Below are 17,656 nucleotides of genomic sequence, written 5' to 3'. Positions count from 1 at the left end.
GCGGGAGGGCGCCGGTCGGAACGCCGAGAAGGAGTGGGGACGTGACGGGCGACACACCCGCCCCGGCCGCGATGCGTAACGAGTACGCCGCAGACCAGGGCCTGACCGAAGCTGACCTGGCCGCCGACTGGCACACCCAGTTCGACAGGTGGTTCGCCGACGCGGTGGCCCACGGGCTACCCGAACCCAACGCCATGGTGGTGGGCACGGCCGACGCCGCCGGCCGGCCGAGTGGGCGGACGGTGCTGCTCAAGGGGTACGACCAGGAGGGCTTCGTCTTCTTCACCAACCACCTGTCCCGCAAGGGCGTCGAGGCGTCCGCCAATCCGTACGCCAGCCTGGTCTTTCCGTGGTTTCCCATGCAGCGGCAGGTGGTGGTCGCCGGGTCGATCGCCCCGGTCGAGCGGGCGGTGACCGAGTCGTACTTCGCCAGCCGGCCACGCGACTCGCAGCTGGGCGCGTGGGCCAGCCCGCAGTCGTCGATGGTGCCGGACCGGGCCACGCTCCAGGAGAGCTACCGGGAGGTGGCCGAGCGGTACGCCGACGCCGATGTCATCCCGCCTCCGCCGCACTGGGGTGGGCTGCGCGTGCGGCCGGACTCGGTGGAGTTCTGGCAGGGCCGGGCCGGTCGGCTGCACGACCGCCTGCGCTTTCGTCGCGCCGACGCCGGCGACTGGATCGTCGAGCGGCTCGCGCCGTGACCGGTGTGCAGGAGGCCCGGCCGCGCGGAGTGCGCCGCTGGGCGATCGACGTCCGCCCGCTGCGCGTCCCGGAGTACCGGCGGTTGTGGCTCGGCAACACCGTGGCGATGTTCGGCTTCCAGTTCACCGCCGTCGCGGTGCCGGTGGAGATGTACGCCCTCACCCGGGACTCGTTCTGGGTCGGCCTGCTGGGCGTGGCTGCCTTCGTACCCCTGCTGATCTTCGGGCTCTGGGGTGGCGCGGTCGCCGACGCCCGCGACCGCCGTGCCGTGCTGCTGGGCGGCTCAGTGTTGCTCTGGGCATCCACCCTCGGGCTGCTCGTCCAGGCGCTGTTGGACGTGGGCAGCCCGGTGCTGCTGCTGGCGTTGATGGCGGTGCAGTCGGTGGCCTTCGCGATCAGCTCGCCGGCCCGCAGCGCCATGCTGCCCCGGCTGGTTCCGGACGACCTCGTCCCGGCCGCCAGCACCCTGAACTACACGACCTTCACCGCCGCGTCGGTCGCCGGCCCGCTCGCCGCCGGCCTGATCCTCGCCGCCTCCTCGGACATCCACGTGGTGCTGCCGATCGCGTACGGGCTGGACGCGGTGCTGTTCACGGCGATGCTCTGGGCGGCGCTGCGCCTGCCGGCGCTGCCGCCCGAACCGAGCGCCGACGGTCAGGCCCACCGTGCCGGCCTGGCCAGCGTGATCGACGGCTTCCGGTACCTGGCCACCACGCCCGTGCTGTTGCTCTCGTTCGGCGTGGACCTGATCGCGATGATCCTGGCCATGCCGAGGGCACTGTTCCCGGAGATCGCGAACGAACGGTTCGGCGGGGGCGGCACGGTCGGCCTGCTCTACAGCGCCATCGCGATCGGCTCCATGATCGGCGGGCTGACCTCCGGCTGGATCGGTCGGCTGCGGCGGCAGGGGGTCGGCCTGGTCGCCGCGGTGGTCGGCTGGGGCGTCGCGATCGCCGCGGCCGGGTTGGCTCAGCAGCTCTGGCTGATGGTCCTACTGCTCGCCGTGGCCGGTGCCGCCGACCTGGTCAGCGCCGTGCTGCGCCAGTCCATGCTGCTGGTGTACGCGCCGGACCGGATGCGCGGCCGGCTCCAGGGCGTCAACACGGTCGTGGTCGCCGGCGGTCCGCGCCTCGGTGACCTGCGGGCCGGCACCATGGCCGCCGGGTTCGGCGGCGGGGTGGCCTGGGTCGCCGGCGGACTCGCCTCGGCGGTGCTCGTCGTGGTGCTCGCGGTCGCCTTCCCGGCGCTGCTGCGCTACCGCGCCACGACGGGGTCGAGCGGCGACCGGTCGTGACCGGTTAGGGTCGCCGGCATGGAAAGCCCTGAGCAGCGCCCCTTCTCCGGCGCACAGTGGACGATCGCCGCCGCAGGCCACGAGGCCGTCATCGTGGAGGTGGGCGGCGGGCTGCGGACGTACCGGCACGACGGCGTCGACCTGCTCGACGGGTACGGCGTCGACGAGGTCTGCCCCGGCGGCGCCGGCCAGGTGCTCGCCCCCTGGCCGAACCGCATCCGCGACGGGCGCTACGCGTACGGCGACCGGACGCACCAGCTCGCGCTGACCGAGCCGGAGCGGCACGTCGCCATCCACGGGCTGGTCAACTGGGCGCCGTGGCGGCTGTTGGAGCAGTCCACGGACGTGGTCACCCTCGGCTACGACCTGCCGCCGCAGCCCGGCTACGAGTGGCCGCTGCGGCTGGTCAGCCGGTGGAGCGTGAGCGCGGACGGCCTGCGCGCCGAGCACGAGGTGACCAACATCGGTGCCGAGGTGGCACCGTTCGGCTTCTCCGTGCACCCGTACCTGCAACTGCCGGGCGTCGCCGTGGACGACCTGGTCATGCGGCTGCCGGCGCGTACCCGGATCATCGTGGACGGCCGGCTGCTCCCGGTCGGTGCGACGCCGGTGGCGGGCACCGAATACGACTGGACCAACTCGCGGCGGATCGGCGACGCCGAGTTGGATCTGTGCTTCGGCGAGGTCATCCGCGACGCCGACGGCGGCTCCTCGGTGAGCCTGGCCGCGCCGGACTCCTCGTCGGGGGTGCGCATCTGGGCGGACGCGGAGTTCGGCTGGTGGCAGGTCTTCACCGGCGACGCGCTGACCGGGGAGCGGCACCGCCGGTCGGTGGCGATCGAGCCGATGACGTGCCCGCCGGACGCGTTCCGCTCGGGCCGGGACGTGCTCGCGCTCAAGCCCGGCACGACCTGGCGGGGTGCCTGGGGCATCCGTCCCGGGGCCTGATGGAGTTCGCCGAGGTCGTCCGCCGTCGGCGGATGGTCCGCAACTACGACCCGGACCGTCCCGTCCCGCCCGACGTGGTGGACCGGCTGCTCGACCACGCCGTACGCGCCCCGTCGGCCGGCTTCGCCCAGGGCTGGGCTTTCCTGGTGCTGGAGGAGGCGGCCGACCGGCAGCGGTTCTGGGCGGCCACCACCCCGGACGGCGGTGGACGGGAGCGCTGGTTGGCGGGGATGCGCCGCGCGCCGCTCATCGTGGTGCCGCACGCCAACGAGTCGGCCTACCTGACGCGGTACGCCGAGCCCGACAAGGGCTGGACGGACCGGTCGACGGACCGCTGGCCGGTACCCTACTGGTACGTGGACACCGGCTTCGCCGCGTTGCTGATGCTGCTCACCGCCGTGGACGAGGGGCTGGGGGCATGCTTCTTCGGCATCCCGCCCCAGCGGCTGTCCGCGTACCGCGAGAGCTTCGGCGTGCCGGAGGAGTACCAGCCCATCGGGGCCGTCACAATCGGTTACCGAGTACCCGACCATCGGTCACCGTCGTTGCGTCGCGGTCGTCGCGGAGTCGACGAGGTGGTACGGCGCGGCCGGTGGAGTTGAGCGCGGTGTCCCGTTCGTCGGGTTGAGGATCGGACGAGCGATAGCGAAACTGGCGTCAGGGAGCAGAACGTCGCGTGCGCGGGGCCGCTAGGCTGACACGGTCATCGGTGCCGCGCCGCGCGGTGCCCGCCGCGGCCCGGCTCGGCGCCGTCGGTCGGCCCGGTCACGGGGAGGGGAGCGTGCCGTCGTGATCTTCAGAGCGGTCCGGGACGGGCGTCCCTACCCGGAGCACAACCTGACGCTCAAGCAGTGGGCGGAGATTCCGCCCCGTCCGCTGCGCCTGGATCAGTTGATCACCACCAAGCGCGAGTTGGCGCTCGACAAGCTCCTCGCCGAGGACTCGACGTTCTACGGCGACCTCTTCCCGCACGTCGTGCAGTGGAACGGTGGGCTCTACCTGGAGGACGGACTGCACCGCGCGCTGCGCGCCGCCCTGCAACAGCGCAACCAGATCCACGCCCGCGTGCTGGTGCTCTCCGAACCGATCGAGTGAGCGGCGGGCCAGCGGCGGGCCAGCGGCGGGCGAGCGGTGTGTCCTGAGGCTTCATTAAGGTGACGGCATGACTGCCCTCGATCTGCTCGACCTGGACCCGTCGCTCACCGAGGAGGAGCGGCAGATCCGCGACGTCGTCCGCCGGCTCGTCGACGACCGGGTCCGCCCGTACGTCGCCGACTGGTACGAGGAGGGCCGCGTGCCGGCCCGCGAACTGGCCCGGGAGTTCGGCAAGCTCGGGCTGCTCGGCATGCACCTCGACGGGTACGGCTGCGCGGGCGCGTCCGCCGTCGCGTACGGGCTGGCCTGCCAGGAGTTGGAGGCCGCCGACTCCGGCGTCCGCTCGCTGGTCTCGGTGCAGGGCTCGCTGGCGATGTACGCCATCTGGCGCTACGGCAGCGAGGAGCAGAAGCGGCGCTGGCTGCCCTCGATGGCCACCGGCGAGTCGATCGGCTGCTTCGGCCTGACCGAGCCCGACCACGGCTCCGACCCGGCGTCCATGGCCACCCGCGCCCGCCGCGACGGCGACGACTGGGTGCTCACCGGCGGCAAGATGTGGATCACCAACGCGCCGATCGCGGACGTCGCGGTGATCTGGGCGCGCACCGACGACGGGGTACGCGGTTTCGCCGTACCCATGGACACGCCCGGTGTCACGGCCCGCGAGATCCGCCGCAAGATGTCGCTGCGCGCGTCGCTGACCGGCGAGATCGTGCTCGACGACGTCCGGCTCCCGGCCGACGCCCAACTGCCCGAGGCCATCGGGCTCAAGGCCCCGCTGAGCTGCCTGACCGAGGCCCGCCACGGCATCGTCTGGGGCGCCGTCGGCGCGGCGCGGGACTGCCTGGAAACCACCCTGGCGTACGCCACCACCCGCACCCAGTTCGGTCGACCGCTCGCCGGGTTCCAACTCACCCAGGCCAAGCTCGCCGACATGGCCGTCGAACTGGTGAAGGCGCAACTGCTCGCACTGCACCTCGGCCGGCTCGCCGACGCCGGCCGGCTGCGCCCCGACCAGGTGAGCGTGGGCAAGCTGAACAATGTGCGGGAGGCCCTGGCCATCGCCCGGCAGTGCCGCACCATCCTCGGCGCCAACGGCGTCTCCGGCGAGTACCCGGTGCTGCGGCACGCGAACAACCTGGAGAGCGTGCTGACGTACGAGGGCACCTCGGAGATCCACCAGCTCATCGTCGGCCAGCGGCTCACCGGCCTCTCCGCCTTCGCCTGACCTGCCCGTTTACGCATTCCGGCCGCTCGCCGCGCGGCTGTCGTACGGGGGCCGTACCGTCATTGATAGACGACGTGTCTGACGAGGACGGTGAGTGTGATGGCCCGCGACGCTGGCATCAACGAGCCCACGAGGGAGTTCCCCGGTTACCCGACCGGTGACGACCTCAAGGAGCGCTCGGCCGCGACACCCGACCCGACTCCGGACGGGCCGGGCGGCACCGACGGCCCCCCGATCGGCGGGAGTGGGGGTGGAGGTGCGGCCCGCGGGCTGCTCCTGCTGCTCGGCGCCGCCGCGCTGGCCGTGGTGGTGCTCCTGGGCGTGCAGGTGACCGGCTTCCTGCCGGACTTCCGCAACCCGTTCGCCAAGGAGCAGACCGACCGCAGCCAGCCGCCGCTGCTCAAGTCGATCCAGGACCTCAGCCGATACGTGGCCGCCGAAGGCAACTTCCAGGTCGTGGTCGACACCCAGAACGACCGGCGCAATGTCCCGGACTTCCTGCTCAACGAGCGCACGCTGTTCGTCGGGGCGGGCAGCGTCGAGGCGTACGTCGACTTCACCAAGATCGGTGAGGGCGCCATCGTGCCGTCCGCCGACGGTAAGTCCGTCGAGATCAAGCTGCCCGCCCCGCAGCTCGGCGAGACCAACCTCGACATGGAGAAGAGCTACGTCTTCGCCGAGCAGCGCGGCCTGCTCAACCGGCTCGGTGACCTGGTCGGCAACGACCCCAACCGGCAGCAGCAGGTCTACCAGCTGGCCGAGGAGCGGATCACCGCCGCCGCCCGGGACAGCGGTCTCTCCGCCCGCGCCGAGGAGAACACCCGCAAGATGCTGGAGGGGCTGCTGCGCTCACTGGGCTATCAGCAGGTCACGGTCACGTACACGGCCCCCTGAGCCCGACACCAGGGCGCCCCGTGGCGCTCTGACATAGTCGACAGCGCCCGCCCCGACCATCATCGGAGCGGGCGCTGTTGTGTGTGCCGCGCTCCGCGGGTTGCCGCACCTGGCGGGCAGCCGCACCTGGCGGGTTGCCGCACCGTCGAGCGGGTTGATCCACTCCACATCGCCGATGTCGGGGTATCACCGCGTCCTGAAAGCGCCGCATCGCCGATGTGGAGTCGATCATCGGCAGGGTTGGGCTGCGCCGGGCGAGGTGCCCGCCAAGATCTGGACAACTTCAGGGATACTGCTGCCTCCGGCGTCCGTGAGGCATCAGTATCCCTGAAGTTGCGGCCTGCTCGACCCGCGGCGGCCTGCTCGACCCGCGGCGGCCTGCTCGACCCGCGGCGGCCTGCTCGACCCGCGGCGGCCTGCTCGACCCGCTGCGGCCTGCTCGACCCGCGGCGGCCTGCTCGACCCGCTGCGGCCCGCTCGACCCGCGGCGGCCCGCTCGACCCGACGCGGCCGGCGGGCGCAGGGGTGGGCTGTCAGTGGCCGGTGGAGGCCAGGTAGCGGTCCTCGTTGGGCATGAGGATCCAGAGGATCAGGTAGACGATCACCTGGGTGCCGGGCAGCAGCAGTGACAGCAGGAACAGCAGCCGAACCATCCCGGCGGACATGCCGAACCGCTGTCCGAGGCCGGCGCAGACACCGGCGAGCATGCGCCCTTGGCGGGGTCGAACCAGTTTGCGACTCATCGTCGTTCTCCCACTCTGCGGCCGTGCGCCGCGTCTGCAATCCACGGTAGAAAGGGGTGGCGATCCCGCCCTCGGTCCCGAGGAGGATCGTCGACCCGTGGACCCGTAGGTACTTACCCGTGCGGCCCCGTCCGAACGCCTCCGCGCCCCGCGCCCCGCGCCCCGCGCCCCGCGCCCCGCGCCCCGCGCCCCGCGCCAACATCGTGCTCGATCCTGGATGTTTCCTGGATGTAGTCGCTTCCGGCCGCTCCCGAGGCCACTACAACCAGGTCACAACCAGGTTCGAGCGCCATCACGCGGCTGCGGCGTCATGCGGGCTGCGCGGGTCATGCGGACTGCGTGGGGTGGCGGAGAGATGGCTGGCAGTCGGCGGTCGGATGGCCGCGCTGCCATGATCGGGTGGCTGCGCTGCGGTGCTCGGGAGAGGTGAGCTGGGCAGGTAGGCTGACAGGTCGGGTGCCCTACAGGGTGACCGGCGGCCGACCGACCGGGCGGCCACGAGCGGGGCTGCCGACCGGCGGCCACGACCGGGCGGATCCCGTACGACGGGAGGACGTCGAGGAAGCGCAGCCATGATCAGTGTTTTCGACCTCTTCAGCGTCGGTATCGGGCCGTCCAGCTCGCATACGGTGGGGCCGATGCGGGCGGCGCGTACGTTCGTCGCCGGGCTCAAGGCCGACGGCCTGCTCACCGACACCGCGCGGGTGCAGGCGGAGTTGTTCGGGTCGCTGGGCGCGACCGGGCACGGGCACGGCAGCGGGCCGGCGGTGCTGCTGGGGCTGGCCGGCGAGGTGCCGGAGACGGTCGACACGGACACCGTCGGGCCTCGTGTCGAGCGTATCCGTGCCGAGCGGCGGATCAGTCTCCTCGACGCGCACGAGATCGACTTCGACCCGGATCGGGATCTGACGCTGCACCGACGCCGGTCGCTGCCGTACCACCCGAACGGGATGACCTTCGTGGCCTTCGACGCGGCCGGGGAGCAGGTCCGGGCCCGGAGCTACTACTCCGTCGGCGGCGGGTTCGTGGTGGACGAGGCGGCGGCGGGCGCGGACCGGATCAAGCCGGACAGCACGCGGGTGCGGTACCCGTTCCTGACCGGGGCGCAGCTCCTCGACGTCACGACCCGCACCGGGCTGTCGATCAGCGAGGTGATGCTGGCCAACGAGCGCTCGTGGCGCAGTGAGGCGGAGATCCGGGCCGGCCTGCTGGAGATCTGGCGGGTGATGCGGGAGTGCGTGCAGCGTGGCTGCGAGCGGGACGGCGTACTCCCTGGGGGTTTGAAGGTTCGGCGGCGCGCGGCGGAGCTGCGGCGCGGCCTGGAGGCGGACGCCGGGACCGCCGACCCGCTGCACGCGATGGACTGGGTGACGTTGTTCGCCCTGGCGGTGAACGAGGAGAACGCGGCCGGGGGTCGGGTGGTGACCGCGCCGACGAACGGCGCGGCGGGCATCATCCCGGCGGTGCTGCACTACTACAGCCGGTTCGTCGAGGACGCCGACGACGACGGGGTGGTGCGGTTCCTGTTGGCGGCCGGTGCGATCGGGGTGCTGTTCAAGGAGAACGCGTCGATCTCCGGGGCGGAGGTCGGCTGCCAGGGTGAGGTCGGCTCGGCGTGCTCGATGGCGGCGGCGGGGTTGGCCGAGGCGCTCGGCGGCACCCCGGAGCAGGTGGAGAACGCGGCCGAGATCGGGATGGAGCACAACCTCGGGTTGACCTGTGACCCGGTGGGTGGCCTGGTGCAGATCCCCTGCATCGAGCGGAACGCGGTGGCTAGCATCAAGGCGATCACGGCCGCCCGGCTGGCGCTGCGCGGCGACGGTGTGCACGCGGTGTCGCTGGACAAGGTCATCAAGACCATGCGGGAGACGGGCGCCGACATGAAGGTCAAGTACAAGGAGACGGCGCGTGGCGGTCTGGCCGTCAACGTGATCGAGTGCTGAAGCCGGTCGATTCGGGGCATTCGTTCACCGACTGCTAGCCTGGCGTCCGTTTGCGGGAGGCGGGAGGCGGCGGTGACCTCTGGCGTCGCGGCCCTGTGGTCGCACCGCAACTCGCTGCGCATCCTGGTCCGGCGGGACCTGGCGGTCAAGTACCAGCAGTCGGTGCTGGGCTACTTCTGGTCGTTGATCGAACCGCTCGGCATGGGCGCGATCTACTGGTTCGTCTTCGGGGTGCTCTACTCCCGCGACACCGGCCGGCACCTCGGCGAGGCGGCCGGGTCGTACCCGCTGTTCCTGATCACCGGCATCTTCGCCTGGATGTGGACCAGCTCGGCGCTGAGCGAGGCGACCAACGCGTTGACCGGCCAGTCCCGGCTGATCACCACGATGAACGTGCCGCGGCAGGTCTTCCCGATCGGACGGGTCAGCGGGCGGTTCGCCGAGTACGCGGCCGGCCTGCCGATCCTCGTCGCCATCGCGGTGATCTACGCGGCGCACGGACGGATCCACCCCGGCTGGTCGCTGCTCGCCCTGCCGCTGGCGGTGGCCGTGCAGGCCGTCCTGTTGATCGGGCTGGCCCTGCTGTTGTCGGCGTGGAACGTCCTGATGCGCGACGTGGAACGGCTGATGCGGCTGGTCATCCGGGTGCTCTTCTACGCCACGCCGATCATCTATCCGCTCAGCCTGGTCCGGGAGTCCGGCCTGCCGCGCTGGTTGAAGGTGGTGTACGAGCTGAACCCGCTGGTGGGGATCTTCCAGCTACACCACGCGATCTGGTATCCGGACGAGTTCCCGGACGCCCGGCTGCTCGCCACGACGATCGTCGGCAGCCTGCTGGTGCTGGCCGCCGGCTGGTGGTCGTTCCGCCGGTTGGAGCCCGCCGTGCTCAAGGAGCTCTGACGTGGCCGCGCCGATCATCGAGGCGGACGGGCTGGGCATCCGGTTCGTCCGCAACCGTCGCCGCCAACTGCGGCTGCGCGAGCTGTTCATCCACCAGGGTGGGCGGGGCGCGCTGCCCGGCCAGTTCTGGCCGCTGCGCGACGTGTCGTTCACCGTCGAGCCGGGCGAGACCGTCGGGGTGATCGGCCGCAACGGCACCGGTAAGAGCACGCTGCTGCGGCTGATCGCCGGGGTGCTCATCCCGGACGAGGGTGACATCCGGGTGCGCGGCGCGGTGGCGCCGCTGCTGGAGCTGTCCGCCGGGTTCTCCAACGACCTGACCGGCCGGGAGAACCTGCACCTGGTCGGCGGGCTGCACGGGCTGTCGACGAGCTACCTGAAGCGGCACTTCGACGAGATCGTCGAGTTCGCCGGTGAGCAGGTGGAGCGGGCCATCGACACGTCGGTGCGGCACTACTCGTCGGGCATGAAGGTGCGGCTGGGCTTCGCGATCATCTCGCACCTGCCGCACCCGATCCTGCTGATGGACGAGGTGACCGCGGTCGGGGACGCGGAGTTCCGCAAGAAGTGTTACGCGACGATTGACCGTCTGCTCGGGGAGGGGCGCACGCTCGTGTTGGTGTCACACAACGAAAAGGACCTGACCCGGTTCTGCCGTCGGGGGTTGTACCTCGACGCGGGCCGGTTGACGCTCGACGGCACCATCGCCGAGGCGCTCGACGCGTACCACGCCGCGGTCCCGCGGTGACGCTCGCGATCGTGCTCGCCGCCGGGACGCCCGCGGCGGGCCTCCCCACCGCGACCGGCGAGCCGCTGGCCGACCGGCTCGCCGGCCAGCTGCGCCGGGCCGGGGCGGCCGAGGTGCGCTTCGCCGCCAACCTGGACGAGCTGGCCGCGCTGGCCGACGCCGCCGAGGGTCCGCTGCTGATCACCGGCACCGACCTGGTGGCGCACACCGCCGTCCTGCGGCACCTCGCCAGCAGCCCGGTGGGGCCGACCGTGGCGTTGGTGCTGGCTGATCCACCGGTGCCAGGACGGACGGCCGTGCGCGAGGAGCGCGGCCAGGTGGTCGACGCCGGTCCGCTGGACGCCCTCGCCGGCGACGCCACAGGCGTGTTCGGCGGCGCGCTCCGGGTCGGCGTGGACGACCTGCCGAGCCTCGCCGCCGCCGCCCGGGCCACCGCCGTCGGCGCGCGGCCCGTCACCGCCCAGGTCGGCCCGGCCGGTGACGTGTCGCCGCTGCCGGCGGCCGGGGGCGCCGGCCACGACGAACCCGGGTCCGCCGTGGACCGGCTCGTCGCGGGCCTCGCGGCGCTCGGCACCCTGATCTTCGCCCAGCGGGTACGTCTGCTCGTGGCGCACCGGGTCGAGGACGCTGCCGGCCTGGTCGCCGCCGAGGCGGCGGTGACCGCCGTCGACGAGGACCGGGCCGAGCTGCGGCTGTCGGTGAAGGAGCGGGACGACTTCTTCTCCACGTACTTCGTCAGCACCTGGTCGCCGTACGTCGTGCGGTTGGCGGCCCGGCTGCGACTCACTCCGACCGGGGTCACGGTGATCTCGGTGCTGTTCGCGCTGGCCGCCGCCGTGCTGTTCGGGGTCGGCGGTCGGCCCGCGCTGGTCGGCGGCGCGGTGCTGCTCTACCTCGGCTTCGTGCTGGACTGCGTGGACGGTCAGTTGGCCCGCTACACGCGGCACTTCAGCGCGTGGGGCGGCTGGCTGGACACGATGGCGGACCGGGCCAAGGAGTACCTGGTCTACGCCGGGCTGGGCTTCGGGGTGAGCCACGCCGGACTGGGCAACGGCTGGGCCCTCGCCATCGCCGCGATGACGTTGCAGACCGTCCGGCACATGACCGACACCTGGTACGGGGTGCTGCACGACGAGGCGGCCCGCCGACCGCGTACGGCGACGGGTGCCAGCGGCGGGATCGGTGATCGACTCAACGCCGCGTCGACGCGGGTGCAGGCGGACACCGGCTCGCTGTCGTACTGGCTGAAGCGGACCGTCGTCTTTCCGATCGGGGAGCGGTGGGCGCTCATCGCGCTGACCGTGGCGCTGTTCAACCCGCTGGTCAGCCTCGTGGCGGTGCTCGTGTGGGGTGGGCTGGCGTTCGCGTACACCGGGGCCCTGCGGACGCTGCGGGCCCGTTGGATGTGGGTGCCGGTGCTGGACACGGTCGACGCCACGTTGCACCGCGACGACGGTCCACTGGCCCGTCGACTGCCCGTGGTCCGCCCGATGGGCCCGCTCACCCTGGCGGTGATCGCCGCGCTCGGCCCGGCGGCGCTGCTGGTCGCCGCCGGAGTGGGCGATGCGCCGGCCGGACTGCGCTGGGCGGTGCCGGTGGCGTTGCTGGTGCTGCTGGCCGGGGGCCTCGGCGCGGGGGCGGCGCACAACGGCCCGCTGGACTGGCTGGTGCCCGCCGCGCTGCGGGCCGCCGAGTACCTGTTCGCGATCGCGGTCGGGGTTGTCGGCGGGGCGCCGGGGTGGCTGATCTTCGGGTACGTCTTCGTGCTCACCGTGCACCACTACGACCTGACCGCCCGGCTGGAGAAGCGGCAGGTGGCGCCTCCGCTGCACGCCGCCACGCTGGGCTGGGAGGGGCGTTCGGTGCTGCTGGCGCTCGCGGCGATTACCGGCATCGTGAGTATCGGCATGGCTACACTCGGTGCGTACCTTCTCGTGGTTTTCGTGGTGAGCGTCGTCCTGGCCTGGTTCGTCCGGCCGGCCCGTAGCGCGCGGGCGTCGGCCGCGCCGGTGGGCGCGGGAGGTGTCGCGCCGCGCTGACGAAGGGGACGGCCGGATGACGCTGATCAGCTTCGTGGTGCCGGCCTTCCGGGTGCAGGGTTATCTGCGCGAGTGCCTGGACTCGATCCTCGGCCAGCCGGAGACGGACCTCGAGGTGATCGCCGTCGACGACTGCTCGCCCGACGCCAGCGGCGAGATCATCGACGAGTACGCGGCCCGCGACCAGCGGGTCCGGGCCGTCCGGCTGTCGGAGAACGTCGGCCTGGGTCCAGCCCGCAACATCGGGCTGGACCGGGCCGTCGGCGAGTACGTGTGGTTTCTCGACGGGGACGACTGGCTGGCGCCGGACTGCCTGTCCGAGGTGGCCGAGCGCCTGCGGGTGACCCGGCCGGACGTGCTGTTGGTGGACCACGTCCGGACACACTGGAACAACACCGCCACCCGCAGCGCGATGGCCGAGGTGTTCCCGGAGTCGCCCGGCCCGGAGACCTTCGGCCTGCGGGAGCGACCGGAGACCATGCGGCTGCTGCACACCGCCTGGAACCGGCTGGTCCGCCGCGAGTTCCTGGTCGACCTGGGTCTGCGCTTCGCGGCCGGCTGGTACGAGGACGTCCCGTTCAGCTATCCGGTGCTGATGGCGGCGCGCCGGATCGGCGTACTCGATCGGGTGTGCGTGAACTACCGGCAGCGCCGCGCCGGCGCGATCACGAAGACCCGGGGGGACCGGCACTTCGAGGTGTTCTCCCAGTGGCACCGGGTATTCCACCTGATGGATGCCTGGTCGCCGGCCGTGGAACCGCTCCGCCCGGCGGTCTTCGAGCGGATGATCTGGCACTACCTGACCGTGCTCGGCAACGGCCAGCGGATCGCCCCCGAGCTGCGGCCGGCGTTCTTCGCACAGATCACCGCCGACTACGCACGGTGGCTGCCGGTCGGCGGGTACCCCGTACCGGAGGGTGTCGAGGGGGTGAAGCACCGGCTGGTCGCGGACGGCCGGTGGCGGACGTTCAGCGCCCTGCGGGCGGCCAGCCGGGCCCGCGACGCGGCCCGCCGGCAGGCGCGTACCGCCCGGCGTCGGGTAGGGCCGGTGGCCCGGCGCGGTGCCCGACTGACCCGTGACGGTCTGCTGCGTGAGTACTACCGGGCGGAGCTGCGCCGGCCGGTGGACCCGACGCTCGCGGTGTACGCCGCCTACTGGTTCCGGGGATACTCCTGCAACCCGGCGGCGATCTACGAGGCCGCCCGCCGGCTGGCCCCCGAGGTGCGCGGGGTGTGGATCGTGCGCCGTGACCGGGTGGACGCCGTGCCGGACGGGGTGGAATACGTGGTCGCTGGCACCCCGGCCTACTACCGGGTGCTGGCCCGCGCCCGGTGGCTGGTCAACAACGTGAACTACCCGGACTTCGTCCGCAAGCGGCCGGAGCAGGTGCACGTGCAGACCCACCACGGCACCCCGGTGAAGGTGATGGGGCTGGACCAGCAGCGCTACCCGATCGGCGCGGGACAGATGGACTTCGCGGGCCTGCTGCGCCGGGTGGACCGCTGGGACTACAGCGTCAGCGCCAACAGCTTCTCCACCCAGATGTGGGACCGCGCCTACCCGGCCACGTACGCCACGCTGGAGGTGGGTTACCCGCGCAACGACCGGCTGGTCACCGCCGGTCCCGACGAGGTACGCCGACTGCGTGCCGAGTTCGGCCTCCCCCCGGACGAACAGGTGGTGCTGTACGCCCCGACGCACCGCGAGCACCTGCCCGGTTACCGGCCGCCGTTCGACCCGGACCGGTTCGTCGACGCGCTGGGCGACTCGGGACGACTACTGATGCGCAGTCACTACTTCCACGACCGGGAGCGCCGGCCGGGCCGCCCGTCGGAGTTCCAGCGGGTACGCGACGTCAGCGGCTACCAGCGGGTGGAAGACCTCTACCTGGTGGCCGACGTGCTGGTCACCGACTACTCCTCGGCGATGTTCGACTTCGCGGTGCTGGACCGGCCGATCGTGCTCTACACACCCGACTGGGAGGCGTACCGTCTGGCCCGGGGTGTCTACTTCGACGTCACGGCGGAGCCGCCGGGCGTGGTGGCCGCCACGTTCGCCGATCTGCTCGATCTGTTCCGCACGGACGCGGTGCGCTCCGACGCGGCGCACAAGGCCCGCGAGCGCTTCCGGAGCCGGTTCTGTGGGTTGGACGACGGGCACGCGGCCGAGCGGGTGGTGCGCCGGGTGTTCCTCGGCGAGCGCTCCGACCAGTCGTCAAGCTGCTGACGGCGCGGTCTCTCCGGCACCGCGTAATGGCGGCGACATGGGCCGAACATGAGACGTTTACCCGATGTGCGAAACCAATGATCCTGGTCACAGTCATCAGGGGTTCGGCCGAGAGATGTGGGGGAGATGACGGTGAGCACCGTCGCACTCAAAGATGTGACCAAGGTTTTCAAGGACGGCACCTTGGCCGTCGACAGCATAAATTTGGATGTGAACGACGGCGAGTTCATGGTGCTGCTGGGGCCGTCGGGCTGTGGCAAGTCCACAGTGCTGCGCATGATCGCCGGTCTGGAGGACCCGACGCAGGGCGCGGTGCTGCTGGACGGGGAGCTGGCGAACGATCTTCCGCCACGCGACCGCAAGATCGCCATGGTCTTCCAGGATTTCGCGCTCTATCCGCACATGACGGTCGGCGACAACATCGCCTTCCCGCTGCGGCTGGCCGGTGTGGAGCCGGAGCTGCGGGGTGAGCGGGTCACCGACGTGGCGAGCGCCCTGGGTATCAGCGAAGTGCTCGGCCGCAAGCCCGGCCAGCTCTCCGGTGGCCAGCGCCAGCGGGTCGCCATGGGCCGTGCGATCGTCCGGCGACCCGGGCTGTTCCTGATGGACGAGCCGCTGTCGAACCTGGACAGCGGCCTGCGCGCCGAGCTGCGGGCGGAGATCTCCGGGCTGACCAGGGAGCTGGGCGTCACCACCGTGTACGTCACCCACGACCAGGCCGAGGCGCTGACCATGGCCGACCGGGTGGCCATCATGCGCCGTGGCGTGCTCCAGGACGTGGGCACGCCCACCCAGGTGTACGGCCGTCCGGCGACGCTCTACGTGGCCGCGTTCCTGGGTAGCCCCCGGATGAACCTGCTGGAGGCGTCGGTCTACGTCCACCTCGACCGGTACATCGCGCTCAACCTCGGTGAGCAGTCGCTCTACCTGCCCTGGAACGACATCCGCAGCCGGGCGGTGGCGCACTACCACGGCGAGCGGATCGTGGTCGGCATGCGGGCCGAGGCGCTCACGCCGGTTGCTCCGGACAGCCCCGGTGACGTGCTGCGCGGTCGTATCCGCTACCTGGAGCACCACGGCCACGAGTCGCTGGCGTTCCTCGACATCGGGGCGACCGCGATCATGGTGGACGAGATGGGCGCGCCGCTGGACCCGCCGCCGGTGGGCCAGCGTGGCCTGCGCCGGTTCGGCGCGGTGATGCAGCGGCTCACCGGCAAGCCGGTGGAGTCCGAGGAGGTGCCGAACGCGCCGTCGCGGACGACGAGCGTCCTGCCCGACCCGGGCCGACACCACCGCCGCCCGGCGGAGCTGGCGGTACGCCTCGCGCCGTACCCGGCCGTCACGGCCGGGCACCCGCTCGCCGTCTCGGTCCGGATGGACGCGCTGCACTTCTTCGACGAGCGCGGCGCGCGCATCGACGTGGGGTGGCGGTGACGGCACGCCGGAGCGGGGTGGCGGCCCCCGCGTCCGGTGTCCTACCGTCTGCCCACCTAGTCCCGTCCGTGCCAGATCGAGAGGGGTGCGCCCGTGTCGGGTGACCGTCCCAGTCCGCTCGTCATCGAGCGCATCCTGCGCGACCGTCAGGGCATCTGGCAGCAGATCGTCGCCGAGGGCGACCTGAACGCGCTGACCGGGCGGATGCTGGTCAGCTCCGCCATCGCCCTCGCCTGTTACGGGGCGGTGCTCGGCGCGTTCCACAGCCCGCTGATGGCGCTGACGTCCGCGCTGAAGCTGCCGCTGCTGTTCCTGGTGACGCTGGCCATCTGCCTGCCCACGCTCTACCTGTTCAACCTGGTCTTCGGTGCCCGGCTCTCGGTGCGTCAGTCGCTGGCGCTGGTGATGGTGGCGATCACCGTCACCTCGATGCTCGCGGTGGCGTTCGCGCCGATCAGCCTCTTCTTCCTGATCACCGCTCCGGACTACGGCTTCTTCAAGCTGCTCAACGTCGCGATCCTGACGCTGTCCGCGCTGGTCGGGCTGCGCTTTCTGACCGGTGGCATGCAGGTGCTCAACGACCACGGTCTGCTCGCCCCGGCGGCAGCCGCGACGGCCGCGGCCAACGCCCCGGCCCAGGTCGACGCTTCGGCAGCCGCCCCCGCCGGCACCGCGCCAGCGGGGGCCGCCGAGCCGGTCGCGGTATCGGCCGGGACGGCGGCCGCCTCCGGGGCCAACGGCGCCACGGCCACCACCACGGCCACCGCGCCGACCCCGACCCCGGCTCCGGCTCCGGCTCCGGTTCCCGCGCAGTGGGGTGGACAGCAGCCCGGCGCCGCGTTCCCGCCCGGCATGGTGCCGCCGGGCTACCCGGTGCAGCAACGCCCGTGGGTCAACCCACCCGTCCTGCGCGGCGAGCCGACGCAGCGTCCGGCCAGCATGACGCTGCTCTACATCTGGATCCTGCTCTTCGGCTTCGTCGGCACCCAGTTGGCATGGACGCTGCGCCCGTTCTTTGGCGACCCGGGTCAGGATTTTGCCCTCTTCCGCAGCATCGACGGCAACTTCTACGCGGAGATCCTGCGGACGATCGCCAACCTCTGACGCGTCCTGGAGTCGGGGAAAACCCTGGTTGCCGCCATCGTTACCGAAAAGTAACGTCGGGCTACTGCCGTGACCAGGGGCAACCCCACGGCCCCGGCGTTGTTCGGGAGTGTCCGGTTTGATGTTGGTTTGTTAGATGCCGTAGGCGGCGAAGACGTCGCGGGGTTCGTGTAGGTCGCGGCGGGCGTAGGCGATGTTCGCGCGTCCGGCGAGGCGGAAGGTGTTGAGTGCCAGGTTGCGGAAGCTGGCTGCGGCGCGTGGGGCTGTATCGGTTCTGAGTTGGGAGTCGTCTTCGTGGAAGGTCACGTCCCTCGTCCAATGGAGACGGTTTTCCACGGCCCAGTGGCCTCTGGCGTA

15 protein-coding genes and 1 pseudogene are annotated in these 17,656 nt (G+C 71.8%); 14 read left to right on the top strand and 2 right to left on the bottom strand.

Translation table 11 applies throughout. The features are described from left to right. Positions 1 to 71: 71 nt before the first annotated feature. The 7 genes from pdxH (at position 72) to ACLQ24_RS19265 (ending at position 6,161) form a co-directional block, all read left to right on the top strand. Entirely contained in the window at positions 72 to 701 is a 630-nt protein-coding gene (gene pdxH, locus ACLQ24_RS19295) for a pyridoxamine 5'-phosphate oxidase (RefSeq protein ID WP_425893124.1), read from the top strand. Continuing rightward, positions 698 to 1,996: an MFS transporter gene (locus ACLQ24_RS19290; RefSeq protein ID WP_425893112.1), complete on the top strand. Its 1,299-nt coding sequence runs from the start codon at positions 698 to 700 to the stop codon at positions 1,994 to 1,996. The genes pdxH and ACLQ24_RS19290 overlap by 4 nt, the downstream gene beginning before the upstream one ends. An 18-nt stretch (positions 1,997 to 2,014) precedes the next feature. Then, on the top strand, positions 2,015 to 2,944 hold the full coding sequence (locus tag ACLQ24_RS19285) for an aldose 1-epimerase family protein (RefSeq protein WP_425893111.1): 930 nt from the start codon (positions 2,015 to 2,017) through the stop codon (positions 2,942 to 2,944). Next, a complete protein-coding gene (locus tag ACLQ24_RS19280; RefSeq protein ID WP_425893110.1) occupies positions 2,944 to 3,546 on the top strand; it encodes a nitroreductase family protein in 603 nt (200 codons plus the stop codon). Before ACLQ24_RS19285 ends, ACLQ24_RS19280 begins: the two co-directional genes overlap by 1 nt. Positions 3,547 to 3,733: 187 nt before the next feature. After that, a complete protein-coding gene (locus ACLQ24_RS19275) occupies positions 3,734 to 4,039 on the top strand; it encodes a type II toxin-antitoxin system VapB family antitoxin (protein ID WP_007454850.1) in 306 nt (101 codons plus the stop codon). Positions 4,040 to 4,106: 67 nt separating this feature from the next. Beyond that, positions 4,107 to 5,267: an acyl-CoA dehydrogenase family protein gene (locus tag ACLQ24_RS19270; RefSeq protein WP_425893109.1), complete on the top strand. Its 1,161-nt coding sequence runs from the start codon at positions 4,107 to 4,109 to the stop codon at positions 5,265 to 5,267. A gap of 99 nt (positions 5,268 to 5,366) precedes the next feature. Then, positions 5,367 to 6,161 (top strand): DUF4230 domain-containing protein, encoded by a 795-nt coding sequence (locus ACLQ24_RS19265; RefSeq protein ID WP_425893108.1) that lies wholly within the window; start codon positions 5,367 to 5,369, stop codon positions 6,159 to 6,161. 533 nt (positions 6,162 to 6,694) lie between these two features. On the opposite strand, the gene ACLQ24_RS19260 is transcribed toward ACLQ24_RS19265, so the two are convergent. Further along, positions 6,695 to 6,904, bottom strand: a complete 210-nt coding sequence (locus ACLQ24_RS19260; protein WP_007454856.1) for a PspC domain-containing protein — start codon at positions 6,902 to 6,904, stop codon at positions 6,695 to 6,697. A 572-nt stretch (positions 6,905 to 7,476) separates the two neighbouring features. Here ACLQ24_RS19260 and ACLQ24_RS19255 point away from each other — a divergent pair. The 7 genes from ACLQ24_RS19255 to ACLQ24_RS19225 all read left to right on the top strand — a co-directional run bounded on the left by ACLQ24_RS19255 (position 7,477) and on the right by ACLQ24_RS19225 (position 17,299). Further along, complete coding sequence (locus ACLQ24_RS19255) at positions 7,477 to 8,847, top strand: L-serine ammonia-lyase (protein ID WP_425893107.1); 1,371 nt, start codon at positions 7,477 to 7,479, stop codon at positions 8,845 to 8,847. A gap of 72 nt (positions 8,848 to 8,919) precedes the next feature. After that, positions 8,920 to 9,747: an ABC transporter permease gene (locus ACLQ24_RS19250; protein ID WP_425893106.1), complete on the top strand. Its 828-nt coding sequence runs from the start codon at positions 8,920 to 8,922 to the stop codon at positions 9,745 to 9,747. 1 nt (position 9,748) lies between these two features. Beyond that, on the top strand, positions 9,749 to 10,495 hold the full coding sequence (locus ACLQ24_RS19245; RefSeq protein ID WP_425893105.1) for an ABC transporter ATP-binding protein: 747 nt from the start codon (positions 9,749 to 9,751) through the stop codon (positions 10,493 to 10,495). Then, positions 10,492 to 12,534, top strand: coding sequence for a DUF5941 domain-containing protein (locus tag ACLQ24_RS19240; RefSeq protein ID WP_425893104.1), 2,043 nt, complete (start codon positions 10,492 to 10,494; stop codon positions 12,532 to 12,534). Before ACLQ24_RS19245 ends, ACLQ24_RS19240 begins: the two co-directional genes overlap by 4 nt. Positions 12,535 to 12,550: 16 nt before the next feature. Then, positions 12,551 to 14,761 (top strand): bifunctional glycosyltransferase/CDP-glycerol:glycerophosphate glycerophosphotransferase, encoded by a 2,211-nt coding sequence (locus ACLQ24_RS19235; protein WP_425893103.1) that lies wholly within the window; start codon positions 12,551 to 12,553, stop codon positions 14,759 to 14,761. Positions 14,762 to 14,893: 132 nt separating this feature from the next. Then, on the top strand, positions 14,894 to 16,195 hold the full coding sequence (locus ACLQ24_RS19230) for an ABC transporter ATP-binding protein (protein ID WP_425893102.1): 1,302 nt from the start codon (positions 14,894 to 14,896) through the stop codon (positions 16,193 to 16,195). A gap of 93 nt (positions 16,196 to 16,288) precedes the next feature. Next, positions 16,289 to 17,299 carry a hypothetical protein gene (locus tag ACLQ24_RS19225; RefSeq protein ID WP_425893101.1) on the top strand — a complete coding sequence of 337 codons (1,011 nt, stop codon included), beginning with the start codon at positions 16,289 to 16,291 and terminating at the stop codon, positions 17,297 to 17,299. A gap of 132 nt (positions 17,300 to 17,431) precedes the next feature. On the opposite strand, the pseudogene ACLQ24_RS19220 reads toward ACLQ24_RS19225, so the two are convergent. Then, a pseudogene (locus tag ACLQ24_RS19220) lies at positions 17,432 to 17,656 on the bottom strand (ISAs1 family transposase); the annotation flags it as partial.

The sequence above is a fragment of the Micromonospora sp. DT4 genome, from assembly GCF_049841675.1.
GTDB lineage: Bacteria > Actinomycetota > Actinomycetes > Mycobacteriales > Micromonosporaceae > Micromonospora.
Note: the sequence above shows the minus strand (reverse complement) of the source record. Positions and strands in the feature narration are given on the sequence as shown.